Source organism: Sneathiella litorea (assembly GCF_009882915.1).
GTDB classification, from domain to species: domain Bacteria; phylum Pseudomonadota; class Alphaproteobacteria; order Sneathiellales; family Sneathiellaceae; genus Sneathiella; species Sneathiella litorea.
The window spans coordinates 154,383-173,657 of record NZ_WTUW01000001.1; the positions used below are offsets into that span (position 1 = coordinate 154,383).

Below are 19,275 nucleotides of genomic sequence, written 5' to 3' on the forward strand. Positions count from 1 at the left end.
ACTCGAGGCCTCTTATTGAGCGGTCCAGCCACCATCGATGGATTGCAGACTCCCGGTAATATTCTCAGCAGCATCGCTACAAAGGAAAATGGCAAGGGCCGCCACCTGTTCAATAGTTGTAAATTTCTTTGTTGCCGCCGCCGCAAGCATCACATCATTGATCACCTCCTCTTCGGACATTCCCCGTGTACGCGCTGTATCCGGGATCTGCTTTTCCACAAGTGGCGTCCAGACATAGCCCGGACAAATTGCATTGACGGTTATATTATCGCGTGCAACTTCCAGTGCCGCCGTCTTGGTCAGTCCGGCAATACCATGCTTGGCGGCGACATAGGCGCCTTTGTTGGGTGACGCGACCAACGCATGGGCAGATGCCATATTAACGATCCGGCCCCACCCCCGCTTGGTCATCAACGGAATGGCGTGATGCATTGTGTGAAACGCAGAGGAGAGATTAATGGCAATAATTGCGTCCCATTTCTCTGTCGGGAATTCTGCAATCGGCGAGACATACTGGATCCCGGCATTGTTAACCAGAATATCAATGCCCTCAAATTCCTCAACCGCCATCTCAAACATCGCGGCGATCTCATCCGGCTTGGTCATATCCGCTGGGCTATAGAGGCATGTCACGCCGTATTCATTTTCGAGAGACTGACGCAAAACTTCAATTTCCGCGGCGTCACCAAACCCATTCAGCACCACATGACATCCCTCTTTCGCAAGAGCTCTCGCACATCCCTCCCCGATTCCAGAGGTTGAGCCGGTGATCAACGCTACCTTGTCTTTTAACATCTGAAACCTTTTCCGAAAAATTGAAGTTAGAATGAGATTTTCTGAACGTATTCAAGCCTTATAATGGCCAGAAAAACAATATGGCCGGAATTGCCACCGCGATAACGAGTATTTCAAGCGGCAGCCCCATGCGCCAATAATCTCCAAATTTATAGCCACCCGGACCCATAATCAACGTGTTATTCTTGTGACCGATAGGGGTAAGAAAGGCACAGGAAGCCGCCACGGCAACCACCATAAGAAAGGGGTCCGGATTAGCGCCAAGCCGGTTCGCGATATCAACCGCGACGGGCGCGCCAATAACGGCCGTTGCCGTATTGTTCAGCACATCTGAAAGGGTCATGATCACGACCATCAGAACCGTCAGAACGACAACGACATGAAACCCCGAGGTCAACTCCACGATACCACCGGCGATTAGCGCCGTTCCGCCTGATTCTTCCAGTGCTGCTCCGAGTGGGATCATTGAGCCGAGAAGAACAATAACCGGCCACTCAATATGTTGATAAACCTCCTGAATGGGGACAATATCAAGCGCCACGTAAGCCGCCACAACAATGGCTAGCGCCACGGCAAGATAGAGCCAGCCAAAACTTGCCACGGCAATTGCTGCCGCGAAAATGCCAGCAGCCAACCCCGCACGACGATATTGAGTAACGGACAATCCCCGCTCCGCCAAAGGTAGCACGCCCATCCACTGCGCTGCATCAGGCACACGATCAACCGGCCCAAGCAGAAGCAGTATATCTCCTGCTTCTATATCGAGTTTGCGAACACGCTCGCGGAATTTTCTGCCCTGGCGGGAGACGCCAAGCAGCGTTACGCCATGACGGACAAGCAGACGCAGAGATATAGCAGACCGTCCTTCAATGCGAGCATAGCGCGGCACGACATATTCCATCAACACCATGCCGCCGGATTCGGCTTTCTCATGGCGATTCTCGCCGTCAAACTGCAGCTTCATCGCGCCGCGGAACTGATCAATACCTTTCGCACCTGCATCCACTACGAGAATGTCACCCGCCCGGATTTCCACATTCCGTGCCTGGCCTGCAAGGCGCTTGTTGCTGCGAACAAGCCCGACCACGGCGACATCACTATCGTCAGCCGCGCTGTCCAGTTCCCGTACCAGCATTCCAACCGCAGGCGAGTCTTTCGACACCAGCAATTCAGCAAGATACCCTTCCTGGTCGAGCAGGTCGACCATCGGGGCCTTTGCATCACGAGAGCCTGGAATAAGCCGCCAGCCAATCACCATTATGAAAACAATGCCGACAATGGCGCACACAAGTCCAACGGGCGCAAAATCAAACATCGAGAAAGGTGTACCAAGCGCATCTTCCCGATAGGCGGCGATAATGATATTAGGCGGTGTACCTATCAACGTAATCAACCCGCCCAGTATTGTCGCAAAAGCAAGCGGCATCAGCGTGATACGAGGCGCACGTTTGGCCTTGGCCGCAGCCTGCAAATCGACCGGCATCAACATGGCAAGCGCCGCAACATTATTCATGAATGCCGAAAATAGGGCACCCAAGCCTCCCATCGCCGCAATATGGCTGGAGAGTTTCAGGTCAAGAGACGTAAGCCGCCGCGTTATCAAATCAACCGCACCGGAATTCACCAAACCACGCGAGACAACGAGTACCAGCGCAATGATTATCGTTGCCGGATGGCCAAAACCCGAAAATGCGAGTTCCGTCGGCACCAGCCCCAACACCAATGCGGTGACAAGCGCCACAAAGGCAATCAGGTCATACCGCCAGCGCCCCCATATCAGCAAGGCAAAGACAATCGCGAACAGCGAGAAAAGCAGAATTTGGTCCGTCGTCATTATGTTTCCGAAGAGTTACACTGTTGAATGCTAGTTTGTTACGCTGATTGTGTAAGGGTTTCCGCCATCTTCTGATGCACAAGATTGATTGCCTTCAAGGGGCGGATCATAACCTTAAAATCGGTAATCCTGCCGTCTTCGCCCCATTGAATAAGATCTACACCATTGATTACAATACCGTCGATAGTTGTTGTAAATTCCAGAACAGCGTCCGTCGGCCCGACGATCTCGCGCACATATTTGAAATCATCACCATTCAAGACATGGAAGGCGGCCAAAAGATATTTGCCGGTAATACCCTTGCCAATTTGTGGCGTAAAGACAACGGGACTGTGAAAGGTCGCGTCCTCATGCAAGAGTGCTTCGAGTAATTCCGGATCGAGTGTTTTAATGCAGTCATGCCATGCCGCAATGGTATCTTTAATCATTTTCCATCCTCTTTATCCGACGGAACCGATGAATTAGGATTGACCATTTCAACACGAATATCGCGCTGTGGGAAGGGCACATTAATCCCCTCCTTCTTGAAAAGCTCCCAGACACCCACAAGAACCTCGCTGGTCACGTTCCGGCAACCATCCTCAGGGTCAGCGATCCAAAATCTGAGTTCAAGATCAATAGCACTGTCGCCAAAGCCGCGCATCAGGCATTTAGGAGCCGGATTACTCAACACGCGCGGGATTTCCTGTGCCGCTCCCTCTATCAGCTTGAGAGCCTTTGGAATATCCGTATCATATGAGACCCCAATCGGCGCGCGCAATCGTACATTCTTTGAACTGTAGGACCAGTTGATGACCTGCTGGGTAATCAGGTCTTCATTGGGGATCAGAAATTCCATGGCATCGCGAGTGATAACGGAGGCATATCGGGCGCCCATCGTGTTAACCCGTCCATAAGTCTGGCCAACCTCGATCACATCGCCCGGTTTGATGCTCCGGTCAAGGAGCAGGATGATCCCGCTGATCAGGTTGGAAACTATTTTCTGCAGCCCGAACCCGATACCTACACCGAGCGCACCACTGAAAACCGCAAAGGCCGTAATATTGATACCGGAATTGGACAGAATAATCAGAACAGCCATCGAAATCAGGCCAACGCGCACCAACTTTGCTGTCAACACCTGAACTGCGGGGGTCAACGCCCTTGATTTATGGATCCGTGCCTCCAAAAAGCGGGATAGGCCGAAAGTTATCCAGAAGACAATAATTCCGGCCACCAGGGCCTTGGCGATACCTAACATCGAAATGCGCGTTTCACCGAGATTGAACGCTAGATCCTCAAGAAATTCCAAGGTTGGCGTTAGCAGTCCAAGAATATTGAGCGCCGCAACCGTCCAGGCGCAGAAGGCAACCAGGCGGGCCCAGATTTTGTTTTCCGCAAGGCTAGTGACGACATTTATGACGACCCAGGCAACCAGCAGGGAACAGATAGCACTGATTATATGTGACTGAGGGCCGACACCCTGAAAAATAGCAAGGATGGCGAACTCGATTGCGAGCCATATCAGCGGTAGAGATAATCCCGCTAATATCTCGAGTGTTTTGGCAAAAGGCGATCGATCGGGAAAACGGCCTCTAAGACTCGTTAAAGCCACCTGCAACCGGCGGCGCGTGAAATAGGCGAAAACAAGACCGCCAACGACAGCAAGAAGCTGTGACAGGATATTCACATCCGAGCCGAGAGCGATTACCTGCTCCCATCCCCGATCAAGAAACTCTCGTATTCTTTCCGCGTCCATCATCTCCAAGCTTACTCTCTACTGAAGATAAATAAAACAACTATCCGGTCACGCGATTTATCGCCGTGCATCATTCGATCAAAAGAGGTGCAGAAAATCCGTTGCCTATGCTAGAGTAGTTTTGAAGAAAAAAAACCAATAACCATTCATTAGCGGGAAAGGGCGTGTCGCTTGTCCTTTTTTAACTCACAATATAATTCTGACACGCCGTATCTCGACAGCGGCTATTCATGGGCTCGGCTTTGCTTTTCAGTTCTGATTTCCCTGATTGGTAGTGCGGGCATGTGGGCAGTTGTTGTCGTTTTGCCCGCAGTTCAGGAAGAATTCGGCATCGACCGCTCAGAAGCGTCGATTCCCTATACAACCACTATGATTGGTTTTGCCATTGGCAATTTTCTGTTTGGCCGACAGATTGACCGGTTTGGAATTGTCTTGCCAATGATCGTAGCCTCCATGATGCTTGGCACGGGTTTCATTCTCGGTGCGCTCTCCACGAATATTTGGACCTTTGCCATTTTTCAGGGTGTCTTCATTGGAATCGGGTCTGCAATCACATTTGGCCCGTTGATTGCCGATATTTCACATTGGTTTGAACGCAACCGTGGTATCGCTGTCGCCGCCGCGGCGAGTGGAAATTATCTTGCTGGGACGTTCTGGCCGCTCATTCTTAAAGACGTGATTGCCACAGATGGCTGGCGTGATGCCTATATGCTGATTGCCGTCGCGTCCATTGCCGTGATGATGCCAATGGCGCTGCTACTCCGTCGGCGCCTCCCCGCCCAAGAAGTAACTCTATTGCCCTCTGCTGGCCAACCTGTCGTCAATAAACGCAGTATAGATATTTCACCCCGCGCCCTGCAAATACTGCTCTGTATCGCAGGAATAAGTTGCTGTGTGGCAATGTCAATGCCGCAGGTACATATTGTCGCTTATTGTGCGGACCTCGGGTTCGGTGTGTCTGCGGGTGCAGAGATGCTTGCGGTTATGCTCGCTGGCGGCATTGTCAGTCGGCTGTTATCAGGGTTTCTCGCGGACCGTATCGGTGGCGTCAGAACGGTTCTGCTCGGCTCCTTCTTGCAGTGCCTTGCACTATTTCTTTACATTCCATTTAATGGTCTTGCCTCCCTTTATATCGTTTCTCTGATTTTTGGATTGTCACAAGGTGGTATCGTTCCAAGCTATGCTATTATTGTCCGAGAATACTTACCGGCAAAAGAGGCGGGCGAGCGTGTCGGCCTGGTCATTATGATGACGGTTGTTGGCATGGCACTAGGTGGTTGGATTTCAGGGCTAATCTATGATTTAACCGGCTCCTATCAAGCCGCATTCATTAATGGCATTGCGTGGAATATGCTGAATATGGGGATTATGGCGCTTCTGCTATGGCGGACTCGCGAAAGCAGGCCAGTTCGTGCTTGAAGTCCTGCATCCATCCTGGAGGAGGAGAAAATGAAACTATCGGTCAGCCATGTCGACGACGCTGAATTTACCAGCGGACTTCGCGGTTTTTTCGAGTATCGCGATCTTGGTATCTCGGACGCAACCGATGGTCGTTTCGGCGCTCATGTCATCCGTGCTGTGCCAGGAAAGCAAGCGATAGGGGATAAACATATTCACAAGCTGGAATTCCAGATGGTCTATGTCCTCAAAGGGTGGGTTAAATTCTGGTATGAAGGAACAGGCGAAGTCACTTTGAAGGCCGGCTCCTGTGTCCATCAACCGCCCGGAATCCAGCATCAGGAATTGGCGCATTCGGATGATCTGGAATTAATCGAGATTATCCTTCCTGCGGATTTTGACACCCTCGAAGTTGAGGGCTAATTCACGTTGGAAAAACCTGGCCGCACAAAAATTATAGCACACCAATCGTTTTGACATGGTTGCATTGAAACGCTATGTTTTTCAACACCCTCTATCAAGGTTCGTTGGAAACGATTGTTATGGTGAAATTTACTCCCGCACTGACAGCAATCTTGCTCGGCGGTTGCCTTGTCGCTGCGACACCGTCGGCAGCAGAGCTTCCTTTATTGACCCTTAGCGACGCCCTACAAATTGCCAAAGAGAAAAATTTGCAGCTTAAAAATGCTGAACTGCAAGTTGATGTTGTTGAAGAAGAGAAGAAGGCCATTGAAGCCAAACAATTTCCGCAACTGAGCGCCCAGGTTCACGGCCTGCAAAATTTTGTCGACAATGAATATACCTTCGAGGAAGGATCTCTCGGAACAGTGAGCGGGAGTCCGGTTCCTTCCAGCAATGTCTCTATTGATACAACGAATGGCTTTACCACGCATTATTCATTGACCGCGACACAACCGCTTGTTGGCCTGTACGAAATTGGTCTCAATATCGACCAGCTTAAAAAACAGAAGGAAATTGCCCGGCAACAGTCCCGGCAAACAGAGCAATCCGTCTCCCTACAAGTTAAACAGCTTTACTACCAAATCCTGAGCGACAGAAGCGCGATGGAGGCAACCAGTTCCTCCATCAAGTTCAATGAAGAACTTGTCAGAATATTACGGGATAATGTCGCGCAAAAAGCAGAACTTGAATATCAGCTCCTGAACGGGGAGGCACAGCTTGCCTCAGCCCGTCACCAGCTCCAAACCCAGCAAAATGATCTCATGACAAGTAAACAGCAGCTCAACACATTGCTGGGACGTGATATTGCAACTTCTTTTCGGGTGAGTCCCATCAATGCCGACCCGTCACTTGTTTACAATGCGGATCAGGCTGAAGACCAGGCGTTGGCACAAAGACCTGAAACCCGGGAGGCGCGCCTTCAGGTTGAAGTCGCAGAAACCGAAGTTGAAATCCAGAAAAGTGGATATCTCCCGGAGGTGAATCTTGTCGCGAGCTATGGTCGCACACAAAACACGACACTTCTGCCGGATGAAAGCCTCTATGTCGGTTTCATCGCAAAGTGGGATTTCTTCACATGGGGGAGCAATGAAAGCAACGTCGCCGGCTCCCTTATTGCGCTGAAACAGGCACAAAACTCACTACGCGATAATGAAGATCAAATCCGCGCACAAGTTAGTGCGGGCATACGCAATTTGGAAATAGCCAGATCCCTTGTGCCGGTCACCCAAATGGCGAAAAAAGCAGCTGAGGAACAACTGCGCGTGAGTTTCAATCAGTATAAGGAAAAGTCCATTTTGCTGAGTGACCTGCTGGATGCACAGGCCCAGCTAGAACAGGCAAATGATAATTATCATCAGGCGCTGCTCGGCGTTTGGAATGCCAGCGCCGCATTAGAGCAGGCATTGGGGGAAGAATAGATGTCATTGCGACTTATCGCTATATTCGGTATGGCAATGGGCCTGTCGACCCTGACGGCTTGCGATTCAGAGGAAACCCCGGAAACAGCGCCATTACAGCCTGTCCGTGCTGAAATACTATCTAAAGATACCAGCAGTGCGGATGTCCGTTACAGCGCCAATATCGAGGCAAACACACAAGTCAATGTCACCTTCAAGGTCACGGGTTATGTTACGGATCTGATGCAGGTCAAGGATGGCGACGGTAAGGAACGTGCAATTCAGGCAGGCGATGCCGTGAAGAAAGGCGATATCCTGGCAACCGTGGATTCCAAGGATATTCGCGACAACCTCTCTCAGGCCGACAGTCAGGTGGCAGCCGCACAGGCCAACCTGAACAAGGGCAAACAAGATTATGATCGGGCGACAACGCTATTCAAATCCGGCAGCATGACGGCCCCGGATTATGACAGCGCAAAACAGGAATATGAAAACGCTGTCGCGCAAATGGAAAACGCCAAGGCTGCGCAGAAAATTGCCCGTAACAACGTAAATGATTTCGACCTGACCGCGCCATTGGATGGTGTTGTTCTGCAGCGCAATCTGGATGTTGGATCTCTCGCGAACCCGCAAACTGTTGCCTTCGTGATCGCTGATACCACAATGGTAAAAGCAGTTTTTGGTGTTCCAGATAACACCGTCCAGTCGCTCAAAATCGGTGATACACAGAACCTCGTGACTCAGGCCTATCCAGATAAAGTCTTTACTGGAAAGATTTCTGAAATCGCCCCCTCCGCCGATACAAATAGCCGGGTATTCGACGTCAAGGTTGACATCGACAACAAAGAAAACCTCCTGAAGGTCGGCATGATTGCTTCCCTCAATTTGCCGAAGGGAGGGGAACATACCCAACAAAGGCCATTAGTTCCACTCTCTGCAGTGGTTCGCTCCGTGTCTGACCCCAAAGGATATGCAGTTTTCATTTTGCAATCAGACGCCGATAAAACGATTGCAAAGTTGACGGATGTTGAGCTTGGCAATGTACGTGGCAACAAGATTACAGTGCTGGGCGGGCTTGATACAAAGGCGCAAGTTGTTGTTAATGGCGCCTCCTTCCTCAGGGACGGGCAGCAAGTGGCTGTCATTCCGTGATGATAGCCAATAATGGAACGGGGGAGCTCTTCTGGTGAAGGATATTACGGAAACCCATAATACTGCGCGTTATTTTACCGAAAACCGGCATATTTCATGGGTATTACTGCTCGCCGTATTTATGTGGGGAGTTTACGGCTATCTCTCCATGCCGAAGGCGAAGGATCCGGCCATCGGTGTTCGTGTTGCCTCCGTTATCACAAGTTGGCCGGGCGCCGATGCCACGAAAATTGAACAGCTGGTCACCCGCCCGATCGAACAGCAGATCGCCCTCAGCTCAACGTTGCATCCTGTCAGCTCAACCAAATTCGCTGTTAAATCCCTGACGCTACCCAACCTTTCCATTGTCCAGATCCAGTTGGAAGAAACGCTCGAGGATACAAAGGCGGCATTTAACGAAATCGACCTCAACCTGAAAGCTCTGAGCCTGCCGGAGGGTGCCGGGCCGATACAATTCAATGATGGTTTTGGTGATACGGCCGCAATCCTATTGACTGTTGCGAGCCCAACAGAAAATGCAGTGGAAATCTCCCTCCGCGCAAGGGATATTGAGACAGCAATCAAGAACGCCCGAGAGAAAGAAATCACAGAAACGAGTACCCGCCGCTCCCTGATCGTTGTAATGCCGCGTGACATTACGCTTACGGCACCCAGCCGAAATATGGATTTGTTCAAGGAGTATCTTGTCAAAAGCCGCAAGTCCTCGGATATTATTTCCTTAAAAGGTGCCGGTTTTATAGGCCTTGATCTCTCGACAAATCTCTCCGATGAGGATCTAAAGGCAGAACTCAGTGGTTTTCTTCAAGAAAAGCTCGGCCAAGTCACTTTTCATGAGGATGCCTGGCCCGCAATTGTCATTGATGATCCGGTAAAAACAAACGATATCCTTCTGGCGTCTCCCGGCGGCAAATACAGCTATCGGGAACTCGATGACTTTACCAACCTGATCGTTCGTAATTTGCAGACTATCCCGCTGGTCACCGTTGTAAACACTTCAGGCACCGTGGATGAACGGATCTATCTAGAGTATTCACAAGACCTTCTCGCGTCCTATGGACTAACGCCAAGCGATGTTTCTGGCGCGATCAGCGCGCGCAACAGTGATATTTCGGGCGGAGAGTTTTATGCCAGCGGTTCGAGTGTATTAGTCGAACCGGTTGGCAAATATACAAGCCCCGATCAAATTGGTGGCACTGCCTTTACAAAATCCCCCTCCGGCGCTCCCGTGTATTTACGGGATATCGGAGAGGTGGTCCCCGGCTATCAGTCTCCGCCGGAATTTCTCAATTACTACAACTGGCGAGATCAGGAAGGGAACTGGAAACACGGCAAGGCCATCTCTCTGGCCATCCAGATGCGCGATGGCGGCCAGATTGGCAAGTTTGGCGAAGCCGTAGAGGCTGTCCTGAAGGAGGTTCGTCCGCATCTCCCCGATGACCTCGTTATAGAGCGCATTTCAAACCAGCCGTCACAAGTTGCAGAAAATATAGACCTGTTTATGACGGCGTTGATCGAGGCCATCATTTTGGTTGTGGCCATTTCCTTTCTTGGTTTTTGGGAATGGCGTTCAGCCCTGCTAATGATGATGTCAATCCCGATTACATTGGCAATGACATTTGGGATCATCGATATGCTGGGTATTGAGTTGCAGCAAGTATCTATCGCAACATTGATTATCGCGCTTGGCCTTCTTGTCGATGACCCGGTCGTGGCAGGCGACGCAATTAAGCGCGGTCTTGCCAGCGGCCAGCCCAGAACCCTGGCGGCCTGGCTGGGGCCGACCAAGCTTGCGCATGCTATTATGTTCGCGACCATCACAAATGTCGTTGCCTACCTGCCGTTTCTTCTGCTCTCAGGCAATACCGGAGAATTCCTCTACAGTTTGCCCATAGTGATGACGACCGCACTTGTTTGTTCACGGCTTGTCTCGATGAGCTTTCTTCCCTTTCTTGGCTACTACCTCCTGAGGCCTCGCCATAAGCCGGAGCCCACGATAGAGGAGCGACGGGAGCGTGGTTTCACTGGGCTATATTTTCGAGTAGGCAGTTTCCTGATCAATCACCGCAAGAAAGCATTGGTTGCGTCCTTTGCCTTTCTTGCCCTGATCATCCCGCTTAGTAAGACTTTGAAAACGTCTTTCTTTCCGGATGATGTCCAGTATCTGTTTTATGCCGATGTTACGCTTCGCAACAATGCAACCATCCATGAAACCCAGAAAGTAGTGGATGATGCAGTGCGGGTCATTAAGGAGGTTGCAACACAATTTGGCGCCAGTCTCGAGCCAGAAGCAGGGGGCGATCCTCTGCAATCTATTGCAAGCTTTATCGGGGGCGGTGCACCGCGCTTCTGGTTCTCGGTTACGCCACAACTGCACCAGCGCAATTATGCCCAGCTCGTGATGCGCGTGAATGACAAGAATCTGACGGCTGAGCTTATTCCACATTTGCAGGAGGCTTTGAGTTCCAGAATTCCGGCAGCGATAATCGACGTGCGTCAATTGCAAACAAACCCCGTTCCGTATCCGTTGGAAATCAGGCTTTCCGCGAAATCAGCCGTCCAGTCACAAGGCCCGGAGTCCGAGGCTGAAATTGCGACTCTTCGTAAACTTGCGGGCGAAGTTGTTGAAATTCTCGCTAACGCACCGAACGCATCGCGGCCACGTGAGGATTGGGGTGCTGAATCCCTGCGCCTTCGTATCGAAATTGACCCTGATCGAGCATTTCTGGCCGGGGTGACCAATCAGAATATTGCGGCATCCTCCTCCGCTGGGCTGAACGGGAACCAAGTCACGACATTGCAGCACGGAGATAAAAATATTCCCGTTGTCTCAATTTTGAAACCTTCAGAGCGGGCGCAGCTTTCCGATCTTGAAAACCTCTATGTATTTGCCACAACAAATAATAACAAAGTTCCGCTCGGTCAGATCGCAACGGTCGAGTATAAGTTACACACGGAACGGATCCGCCGCGAAGAACATTTCCGCACCGTCAATGTGCGCGCCTTTCCCTTGGCGGGGGTTCTTCCATCGGAAGTAATGTCCGTCATCAATGATGACCTCGTCGCCTTCGAGAAGCAGCTCCCTCCAGGTATTGCAATGGAGATCACAGGTGAGCAGGCCAATGCGAAACAGGGCTTTCAACAGTTATCAACGGTTATGGCGATATCTATTAGCCTGATCTTCATCGCCCTCGTTTTCCAGTTCAAGAATGCGGTCAAGCCACTGGTTGTGCTGGCAGCCGTTCCCTATGGTATAATTGGGGCGCTCATCGCACTTGCAGTAACCAACAGCCCATTTGGATTTATGGCATTTCTCGGCATCGTCGCCCTAGTAGGTGTAATCGTCAGCCATATCATAGTGCTTTTTGACTTTATCGAGGAAATGCATGAAAAGGGCGAACCGTTACGCGAAGCTCTGCTCGACGCGGGAATCGTTCGTCTCCGTCCTGTCTTGATTACTGTTGGCGCTACCGTTTTTGGACTAGGCCCGCTTGCACTCCATGGTGGCCCTCTTTGGCAGCCGCTCTGTTACGCCCAGATCGGCGGCTTAACCATTGCGACATTCACAACTTTGCTCCTGGTCCCGGTAATTTATTCCATATTCGTTCTTGACCTGAAAGTGATCAAATGGGAAGAGCGTTCCTCCGAGGCAATGGCATAAAGCAAATGCATGACAAATTAGCTCTTTTCAGACTATAGTCCGCGGAAAAATGTGGTGACCATATTCACTGCTCCCCAAAAAAAACGTTCACGAATAAATAAGGGATAAATTAAGTTGAAGAAAATTTTCGGCGTCGCCATTTGGCTATTTTTGATGACGTCGCTAACCAATATACCGCAGGCTTCAGAAATCATGCGCTGCAGCCATCAACTCCCGCCGAACGACCATATTGCTAAAGTCATCGATCAATGGGCTGCAGAGATTGAGACACTTTCGGAAAACGATATCGATGTGCAAATTAATAGCGCAAACAGTCTGGTAAAAGCGCCCAGAAATGCGGAAGCTGTTCGTGCAGGTGAGCTGGAATGTGCTTTCTCCAACAATATTCAGTGGACGGAAAGTCTTCCGCTGATGGATATCACACTCGAACCATTTGCATTTCGCAATGTCGAGATTCATAAAAAATGGAGTGGTTCACCCGCCGCATCCGTGCTGGAGCGAAGAATAGCAGAAACGGGCTTAACCAACGTAACCTGGCTGTTCACGACATGGCGGACGACCATCACATCGAAGGATCGGCATTTGGTCAAGCCATCCGATTTTAAGGGCATCAGGATACAGGGTTTGGGTCCTATTTTTAACACAGCTCTTGAGGCCTTGGGCTCGAAACCCGTCGATATGCCCGATAGGCTCGCGTATAAAGCCTTGGAAAAAGGTGAATTAGATGCGGGCCTCACAAATGTTTCTTCCGCTTTATCCGAACGCTATTATGAAGTGCAGGACCACGTAACCATTCTGCCTCTTTTTACTGTTTTTTATAACGGTTATGTAAACACCGAGTGGTACAATGCATTACCAGAGAAGAGCCGTCAGGCTATTATAGACGCCAGCGCAAAAGCTGAAATCTGGGCAATTGAAGCAAGCGAGATTTCAGCGGCCGCGGCACCTGGCCTGCTGAAAGGTGAGGACATGCAAATCCATATTGCCACAATGCCGGAAATTGAAGTGCTGAAAGATATTATGCTGCCAGCATTTAAGAATAAGTATCTTGCCACTACAGGACGTAACGGAGTTGATTTAATAACGTTGGTCGATCAAATGTAAAACGCGGCTAAAAAGAAACCTTTTAAAGAAAAATATAGTACATTTTGAGAAATCCTTAACGAACTGCGGAGTAGTTTGCCTTATTATTACATGTCGGCAAGTTAGAGAAAGTAACTGGGGAGATACGCGATGGATGAAGATATTTGGTCGCGCCTGGCCGAATATTACGAGAGGATAAAAGATACTCCGCTCGTCGAGCGCTTCGCCCGGGATCCCGAACGGTTCCAAAATTTTTCAATCACCCTCGATGATATGCTGCTCGATTTTTCGAAAACGAGTTTGGATGAAACAGCATGTTCCCTGTTGCTTGAGCTTGCCTGTGCGACAGATCTTGAAAACAAGCGCGACGCGATGTTCAACGGCGAGCCTGTTAATCGAACAGAAAACCGCGCGGCTCTCCATACTGCACTTCGCAACAGGAGTAACGAGCCGGTTTTCGTCGAAAACAAGGATGTTATGCCGGAGGTCAACGCGACGCTGGCCAGTATGGCTGCGTTTGCAGAAGGCGTTCGATCAGGGATAACGTCAGCCCATGATGGTGCTGCATTTACAGATGTTGTCAATATTGGCATTGGCGGATCCGATCTTGGGCCCGCCATGGCGACGCCCGCCCTCGCACCCTATCATGACGGACCCCGCCTGCATTTTGTTTCCAACGCCGATGGCGCTGAAATCTCTGATCTACTAAAGCAGCTCGATCCAGGACGGACGCTATTTATCATCTCCTCGAAATCATTCACGACAATCGAGACGATGACCAATGCCGCGACTGCAAAAAAATGGATGACGGCAGGAATTGGGGAAAAGGCCACAGAACATTTTGCGGCGGTTTCAACAGCACTTGATAAAACCACAGAATTCGGAATTGCGCCGGATATGGTGTTTAGTTTTGGAGACTGGGTTGGCGGGCGCTACTCCGTCTGGGGGCCTATTGGTCTTTCTTTAATGATTGCAATTGGCCAGGAACGGTTTGCCGAATTTCTCCAAGGCGGACACGATATGGATCAGCATTTCCGATCGGCACCGCTGCATAAGAATATACCTGTGATGCTGGGCCTGGTCGGCATCTGGCACAATAATATCTGCGGCTATGAAAGTCGCGCCGTACTCCCTTACGATCAGAGGCTAGCCCGCCTGCCCGCGTATTTGCAGCAACTCGATATGGAAAGTAATGGCAAAAGTGTCACCCTTACAGGTGACGTTATTACCCGGAAGAGTGGACCTGTTGTCTGGGGAGAGGCCGGCACAAACGGACAACATGCCTTTTATCAACTTATCCATCAAGGCAGCCAGATCATCCCATGTGAGTTTCTCGTGGCGGCGCAATCTCATGAAGAGAACCTGCCGCAACATCATCGGCTTTTACTGGCCAATTGCCTGGCCCAGTCAGAAGCATTGATGCGCGGGCGTAACCGTGATGAAGCGACCGAAAGACTTAGGGCACAAGGCGCAGCGCAGGAAGATCTCGATCTTGCAATCCATCAGGTGTTTCCGGGAAATCGCCCTTCCACCACCTTGATTTATCGTAAGCTGACACCGCGCACATTGGGGCGTATCATTGCCCTATACGAACATCGGGTTTTTGTGGAAGGCGCTATATGGGGCGTTAATAGTTTCGATCAATGGGGCGTAGAACTCGGCAAGGAACTCGCAGCCACATTACTGCCCCTGATCGGCAAAAATGCCGGTTATGAAGATAAAGACGGCTCGACACAGGGTCTACTCCAAACCATTTCCCAGCTTCGCGGTGACTAACCCTTTATCCAGTAGATGGCATGATGCCATATGCCCGTTTCCCCGATCCTTCAATTCAGGTACGACGCGATAGCATTTTTCAAACGCAACCGGACAACGGTCCGCAAACCTACATCCCATTGGCAGATTTATCGGACTAGGCGGATCTCCCGCCAGCGGCACCTTCTTTTCATTACCGACCTGCGGCCGCACCTTCGGCACCGCGGCTAGAAGAGCTTTGGTATAAGGATGCTGAGGATTAGAGAAAAGTGCGATGCGGTCCGCCTGCTCAACTACCTGACCGAGATACATGACCGCGACGTGATCGCAAAGGTACTGAACGACACCAGGATCACGGCTGAAGAATAAATAAGTCAGACCCAGATCTTCCTGCAATTTCCGCATCAGGTTAAGGATTTGAGCCCGCACCGATATATCGATCGCGGAAACGGGTTCATCGCAGACAATCAGCGCTGGCTTAGTTGCAAGTGCCCGGGCTAGACAGACTTGTTGCTTCTGTCCGCCAGAAATTTGGTGAGGGAAAAGCAGTGTTAGTTCCGGCTGGAGACCAACCTGGACGAACAGGTCAAGAACCATTTGGTCTCGGTCTGTTTCCAAACCAATATCCATGAGATCAAGAGGTTCGCGGACAATATCGCCAATCCGTCGATGCGGATTAAGAGAGGAATAGGGGTCCTGAAATATTATTTGAACTTTATGCCGGGCTTCGCGAAGCTCATTCTTTCGGAGGGCGCTGAACTCTGCGTCGTCAATCCTTACTGTTCCATCCGTAAGGGGGACCAGCCGCAAAACGGCAAGCGCTGTTGTGGTTTTTCCGGCCCCACTCTCCCCCAGGATACCAAAGGCTTTTCCCTTTGGAACTGTAAAGCTAACGCCATCAACAGCATGAACAATCTGCGCTTTACGAAACAGCTTTTTACCGCCGAAATGGACCTTTAGGTCCTGGACTTCCAGAAGAGTGTTTTCACTCATACCGCCACCACATATTTTATATTGTGGCAGGCAACGGAATGCACCCCCTTGATAGATTTGATCGGTGGACGTATTTCTTCACATACCAGCGTATTATAGGGACAGCGCGGTGCAAAGGCACATCCCTGACCTAATTCTTCCGGAGTCAGGACAGCCTCTTTAAGCTCGCTTAAGTACAGTCTCTTTTCCGATAGATCTGTCTCAAGATGGGGAATACAGGCGATCAACCCTCTTGTATAGGGATGCTGAGCATCTGAGAGAATATCCTCCGTTGTGCCAGTTTCAATAATATTGCCTGCACACATAACGGCAACACGGTCCGCCAGTTCGGAGATTGCGCCCATATCATCAGTAATCAGGATAATGGCCGTCCCGGTTTCACGTTGAAGGTCTTTCAACAAATCAAAAATCTGTGCCTGAACCGTAACATCAAGAGCTGCCGTCGGTTCATCCAAAATAAGAATACGGGGACGACAGGATAGCGCCATTGCAATTTCTACTCTTAGACGCAGTCCGCGAGATAGCTCATGCGGATATGCCCGCGCCCAAATTTCTGGCTCCCGCATGCCAACCTTCGTCAACATTTCCAAAGCTCTTTCCCACGCGTCCGTTTTCGTTACGTCTTCATGCAGAAGGACAGATTCAGCGATCTGGTCTCCCACACGATACATCGGGTTGAGTGAATGCACCTGTTCCTGAAATATCATCGAGATAATACCGCCACGAATCTGACGCATCCGTGTAGTTGATGCCCGCACTAGATCTTCCCCCTCCAGCAGAATGGAACCGCTGATAATTTTACCGGATGGACTCGGCACAAGCCCCATGACAGAAAGAGCCGTCATGCTCTTTCCGCAGCCGGGCTCCCCGACAATGCCAAGAATTTCACCGCTGTTCAGCTCAAGAGAAATTTCGTTGAGGATTCGCGCATTGCCTGCCCGGGTCTTAAAATCAACTATCAGGTCCCGAATGGAAAGAATTGTAGTCATCAACGCTCCCTCCGCTTTGGATTGAAGGCACTATTCAGACCATCCCCCACAAGACTGAAGCCCAGTACCGTTAAGAAGATCATGCCCCCAGGCAAAGTCACAACCCACCATCCATCGAACATATATTCACGCCCTGCCCCGATCATCTGCCCCCAACTTAATACATTCGGATCGCCAAGGCCCAGAAAGCTAAGCCCGGATTCGAACAGAATGGCAAAACCAATGGTCAGGGTAGCCGCAACAATCAACGGTGCCAGCGCATTTGGCAGGATCACACGCCATATAATCCAGCGGTTTCCCGCGCCAATAGACCGCGCCGCAATTACATATTCCAGCTTGCGAACTCGTAAAACCTCCGCACGTGTCAGACAGGCCATCGTTGGCCAGCTAACTATTCCAATAATGAGCGCGACATTATAAAATGTTGGAGTAAACAGGGTGATGAGAACCATAGCGAACACCAATGCGGGCAATACTTGGAAAAACTCCGTGACGCGCATCAAAATCTTACCGATAACGCCATCATAGTAACCCGCAACAGTGCCAACCAGTAAACTGATCGTAACCGTGATAATACCGGCAAGCAGCCCTACAACCAATGTAGCAGGACCGCTGTGGACAAGTCCTGCCAGAATGTCCCGACCGAGAAAATCCGTGCCAAGTGGTGCCTGAATGAATGTACCCGGCGGGGTCAGGGGCGCCCAGACTATTTCGAACGGGTCAACCGGATAGAAAAAGGGCCCGGTACATGTAAACAGAATAACCAGTATAAGAATGGCTAAGCCGCACACCCCTGCCCAGCTTTGCCGGAAGGCACGAGCAACCTCCCTCCAAGGGCTTTGGCTCTGAATAACCTGCCTGCTACTGTCGACTACCGCCACTTTATCCCCCTGTCCGGACCCGCGGATCAACAAGCCAGTTTACTAATTCCGTAATAAGTTTTGCGCTGATTACCAACAAGGACGTAAAAAAAAGGACACCAAAAACTGTCGGATAATCCCGAACAAGAATGGATTCAAGCGCGAGTGTGCCAAGTCCCGGCCACCTGAAAACCGTCTCCACCAGAACTGCGGCAGAAATGATGCTGCCAAATTGTATTCCAGTCATCGTAACCACCGGCAATACAGCATTGCGCAACGCATGATGCCTATAAATCCGAATGTCTGAGGCACCCTTGCCCCGCGCCGTCCGGATATAGTCCGAGCCCAGAACTTCCAACATGCTGGCACGGGTCAACCGGGCATATTGCGCAAGATAGACAAAACCTAGCGTGAGAGCCGGCAATACTAGATGATAGAGGATATCAACTGCCCGACCGAAAAATCCGCCGCTCTTCGTGATGTCATACATATCAGAAATGGGAAATAAAGGATAAACCCAGGCAAACAGAACAATCAACATTATCCCCGCCCAGAATACCGGCACTGAGTATCCGATAGCTGAGACAACTGTGACCAAGCCACTTAGAATGCCATTGGAATTATGGGAGGCAAGAACACCCAGCATTGTTCCCATAAAAATTGCGAACAGGAGCGCCGTCGCCACTAATAGAATGGTTGGACCGGCCCGGCCTGAAACAAGCTCGAGCACGGGCACATTGTAAAAGACGGATTGGCCTAAATCGCCCTGCGATGCCTTCTTTAAATAGAGCCCAAGTTGAACATAAACCGGCTCGTCGAGGCCGTCGGTCTTCTTGATGCCGGTCATTATTTTTTCTGTCGCGCCGCCCGTCTTCCCTGCGATGATTTCCGCAAGATCCCCCGGCACCAGATGGATCAGAAGGAAATTCAGGACGAGCACGGCCAGAATAAGCAGGAAGGCATGCAACAAACGTCGAGTGAGCATAAGTAGCGTCATGATCATGGTCGGGTCCCCCACCTTATGTCGATTTTCGACTGCACCATGGTACTTAGTATAAACCTCATCGGGCGGTGGCATCGGCCCCAGATTGTAAGGGGCGGATTGCTTGTTTCTTAGCTTTAGGTTGTATGATAAGACAGCGCATTGACAAAAGCGAGAGG

15 protein-coding genes are annotated in these 19,275 nt (G+C 50.6%); 7 read left to right on the forward strand and 8 right to left on the reverse strand.

The genetic code is table 11. The features are described 5' to 3' along the window. Nucleotides 1-12: 12 nt before the first annotated feature. From GQE98_RS00765 to GQE98_RS00780, 4 genes are read right to left on the reverse strand one after another with little or no spacing between them, the layout of a single operon-like run. Nucleotides 13-795: a 3-hydroxybutyrate dehydrogenase gene (locus GQE98_RS00765; protein ID WP_161313647.1), complete on the reverse strand. Its 783-nt coding sequence runs from the start codon at nucleotides 793-795 to the stop codon at nucleotides 13-15. Between the two features lie 58 nt (nucleotides 796-853). Continuing rightward, complete coding sequence (locus GQE98_RS00770) at nucleotides 854-2,629, reverse strand: SLC13 family permease (protein ID WP_161313648.1); 1,776 nt, start codon at nucleotides 2,627-2,629, stop codon at nucleotides 854-856. 38 nt (nucleotides 2,630-2,667) lie between these two features. Further along, on the reverse strand, nucleotides 2,668-3,057 hold the full coding sequence (locus GQE98_RS00775; RefSeq protein WP_161313649.1) for a nuclear transport factor 2 family protein: 390 nt from the start codon (nucleotides 3,055-3,057) through the stop codon (nucleotides 2,668-2,670). After that, nucleotides 3,054-4,370 carry a mechanosensitive ion channel family protein gene (locus GQE98_RS00780; protein WP_161313650.1) on the reverse strand — a complete coding sequence of 439 codons (1,317 nt, stop codon included), beginning with the start codon at nucleotides 4,368-4,370 and terminating at the stop codon, nucleotides 3,054-3,056. Before GQE98_RS00780 ends, GQE98_RS00775 begins: the two co-directional genes overlap by 4 nt. Before the next feature lie 168 nt (nucleotides 4,371-4,538). Here GQE98_RS00780 and GQE98_RS00785 point away from each other — a divergent pair, with 168 nt between their 5' ends. The 7 genes from GQE98_RS00785 to pgi all read left to right on the forward strand — a co-directional run bounded on the left by GQE98_RS00785 (nucleotide 4,539) and on the right by pgi (nucleotide 15,293). Then, nucleotides 4,539-5,786, forward strand: coding sequence for an MFS transporter (locus GQE98_RS00785; protein WP_161313651.1), 1,248 nt, complete (start codon nucleotides 4,539-4,541; stop codon nucleotides 5,784-5,786). Nucleotides 5,787-5,816: 30 nt separating this feature from the next. After that, nucleotides 5,817-6,188 (forward strand): cupin domain-containing protein, encoded by a 372-nt coding sequence (locus tag GQE98_RS00790; RefSeq protein WP_161313652.1) that lies wholly within the window; start codon nucleotides 5,817-5,819, stop codon nucleotides 6,186-6,188. Nucleotides 6,189-6,307: 119 nt separating this feature from the next. Further along, complete coding sequence (locus GQE98_RS00795; protein WP_161313653.1) at nucleotides 6,308-7,645, forward strand: TolC family protein; 1,338 nt, start codon at nucleotides 6,308-6,310, stop codon at nucleotides 7,643-7,645. Next, complete coding sequence (locus GQE98_RS00800; RefSeq protein ID WP_161313654.1) at nucleotides 7,646-8,776, forward strand: efflux RND transporter periplasmic adaptor subunit; 1,131 nt, start codon at nucleotides 7,646-7,648, stop codon at nucleotides 8,774-8,776. Nucleotides 8,777-8,810: 34 nt separating this feature from the next. After that, nucleotides 8,811-12,434 carry an efflux RND transporter permease subunit gene (locus tag GQE98_RS00805; RefSeq protein ID WP_202526010.1) on the forward strand — a complete coding sequence of 1,208 codons (3,624 nt, stop codon included), beginning with the start codon at nucleotides 8,811-8,813 and terminating at the stop codon, nucleotides 12,432-12,434. Nucleotides 12,435-12,548: 114 nt separating this feature from the next. Next, a complete protein-coding gene (dctP, locus tag GQE98_RS00810; protein ID WP_161313655.1) occupies nucleotides 12,549-13,538 on the forward strand; it encodes a TRAP transporter substrate-binding protein DctP in 990 nt (329 codons plus the stop codon). Between the two features lie 129 nt (nucleotides 13,539-13,667). After that, entirely contained in the window at nucleotides 13,668-15,293 is a 1,626-nt protein-coding gene (gene pgi, locus GQE98_RS00815) for a glucose-6-phosphate isomerase (protein ID WP_161313656.1), read from the forward strand. Here the strand turns inward: pgi and GQE98_RS00820 are convergent. The 4 genes from GQE98_RS00820 to GQE98_RS00835 are packed head-to-tail and all read right to left on the reverse strand — an operon-like array spanning nucleotide 15,258 to nucleotide 19,111. After that, a complete protein-coding gene (locus GQE98_RS00820) occupies nucleotides 15,258-16,265 on the reverse strand; it encodes an ABC transporter ATP-binding protein (protein ID WP_161313657.1) in 1,008 nt (335 codons plus the stop codon). The two genes, pgi and GQE98_RS00820, sit on opposite strands and share 36 nt — an antisense overlap. Beyond that, on the reverse strand, nucleotides 16,262-17,254 hold the full coding sequence (locus GQE98_RS00825; RefSeq protein WP_161313658.1) for an ABC transporter ATP-binding protein: 993 nt from the start codon (nucleotides 17,252-17,254) through the stop codon (nucleotides 16,262-16,264). The genes GQE98_RS00820 and GQE98_RS00825 overlap by 4 nt, the downstream gene beginning before the upstream one ends. Beyond that, nucleotides 17,254-18,135 carry an ABC transporter permease subunit gene (locus tag GQE98_RS00830; protein WP_161313659.1) on the reverse strand — a complete coding sequence of 294 codons (882 nt, stop codon included), beginning with the start codon at nucleotides 18,133-18,135 and terminating at the stop codon, nucleotides 17,254-17,256. The genes GQE98_RS00825 and GQE98_RS00830 overlap by 1 nt, the downstream gene beginning before the upstream one ends. Nucleotide 18,136: 1 nt before the next feature. Continuing rightward, the gene (locus GQE98_RS00835) at nucleotides 18,137-19,111 is read right to left on the reverse strand and encodes an ABC transporter permease subunit (RefSeq protein WP_161314751.1); all 975 of its coding nucleotides are present in this window, start codon (nucleotides 19,109-19,111) and stop codon (nucleotides 18,137-18,139) included. Between the last annotated feature and the right edge of the window lie 164 nt (nucleotides 19,112-19,275).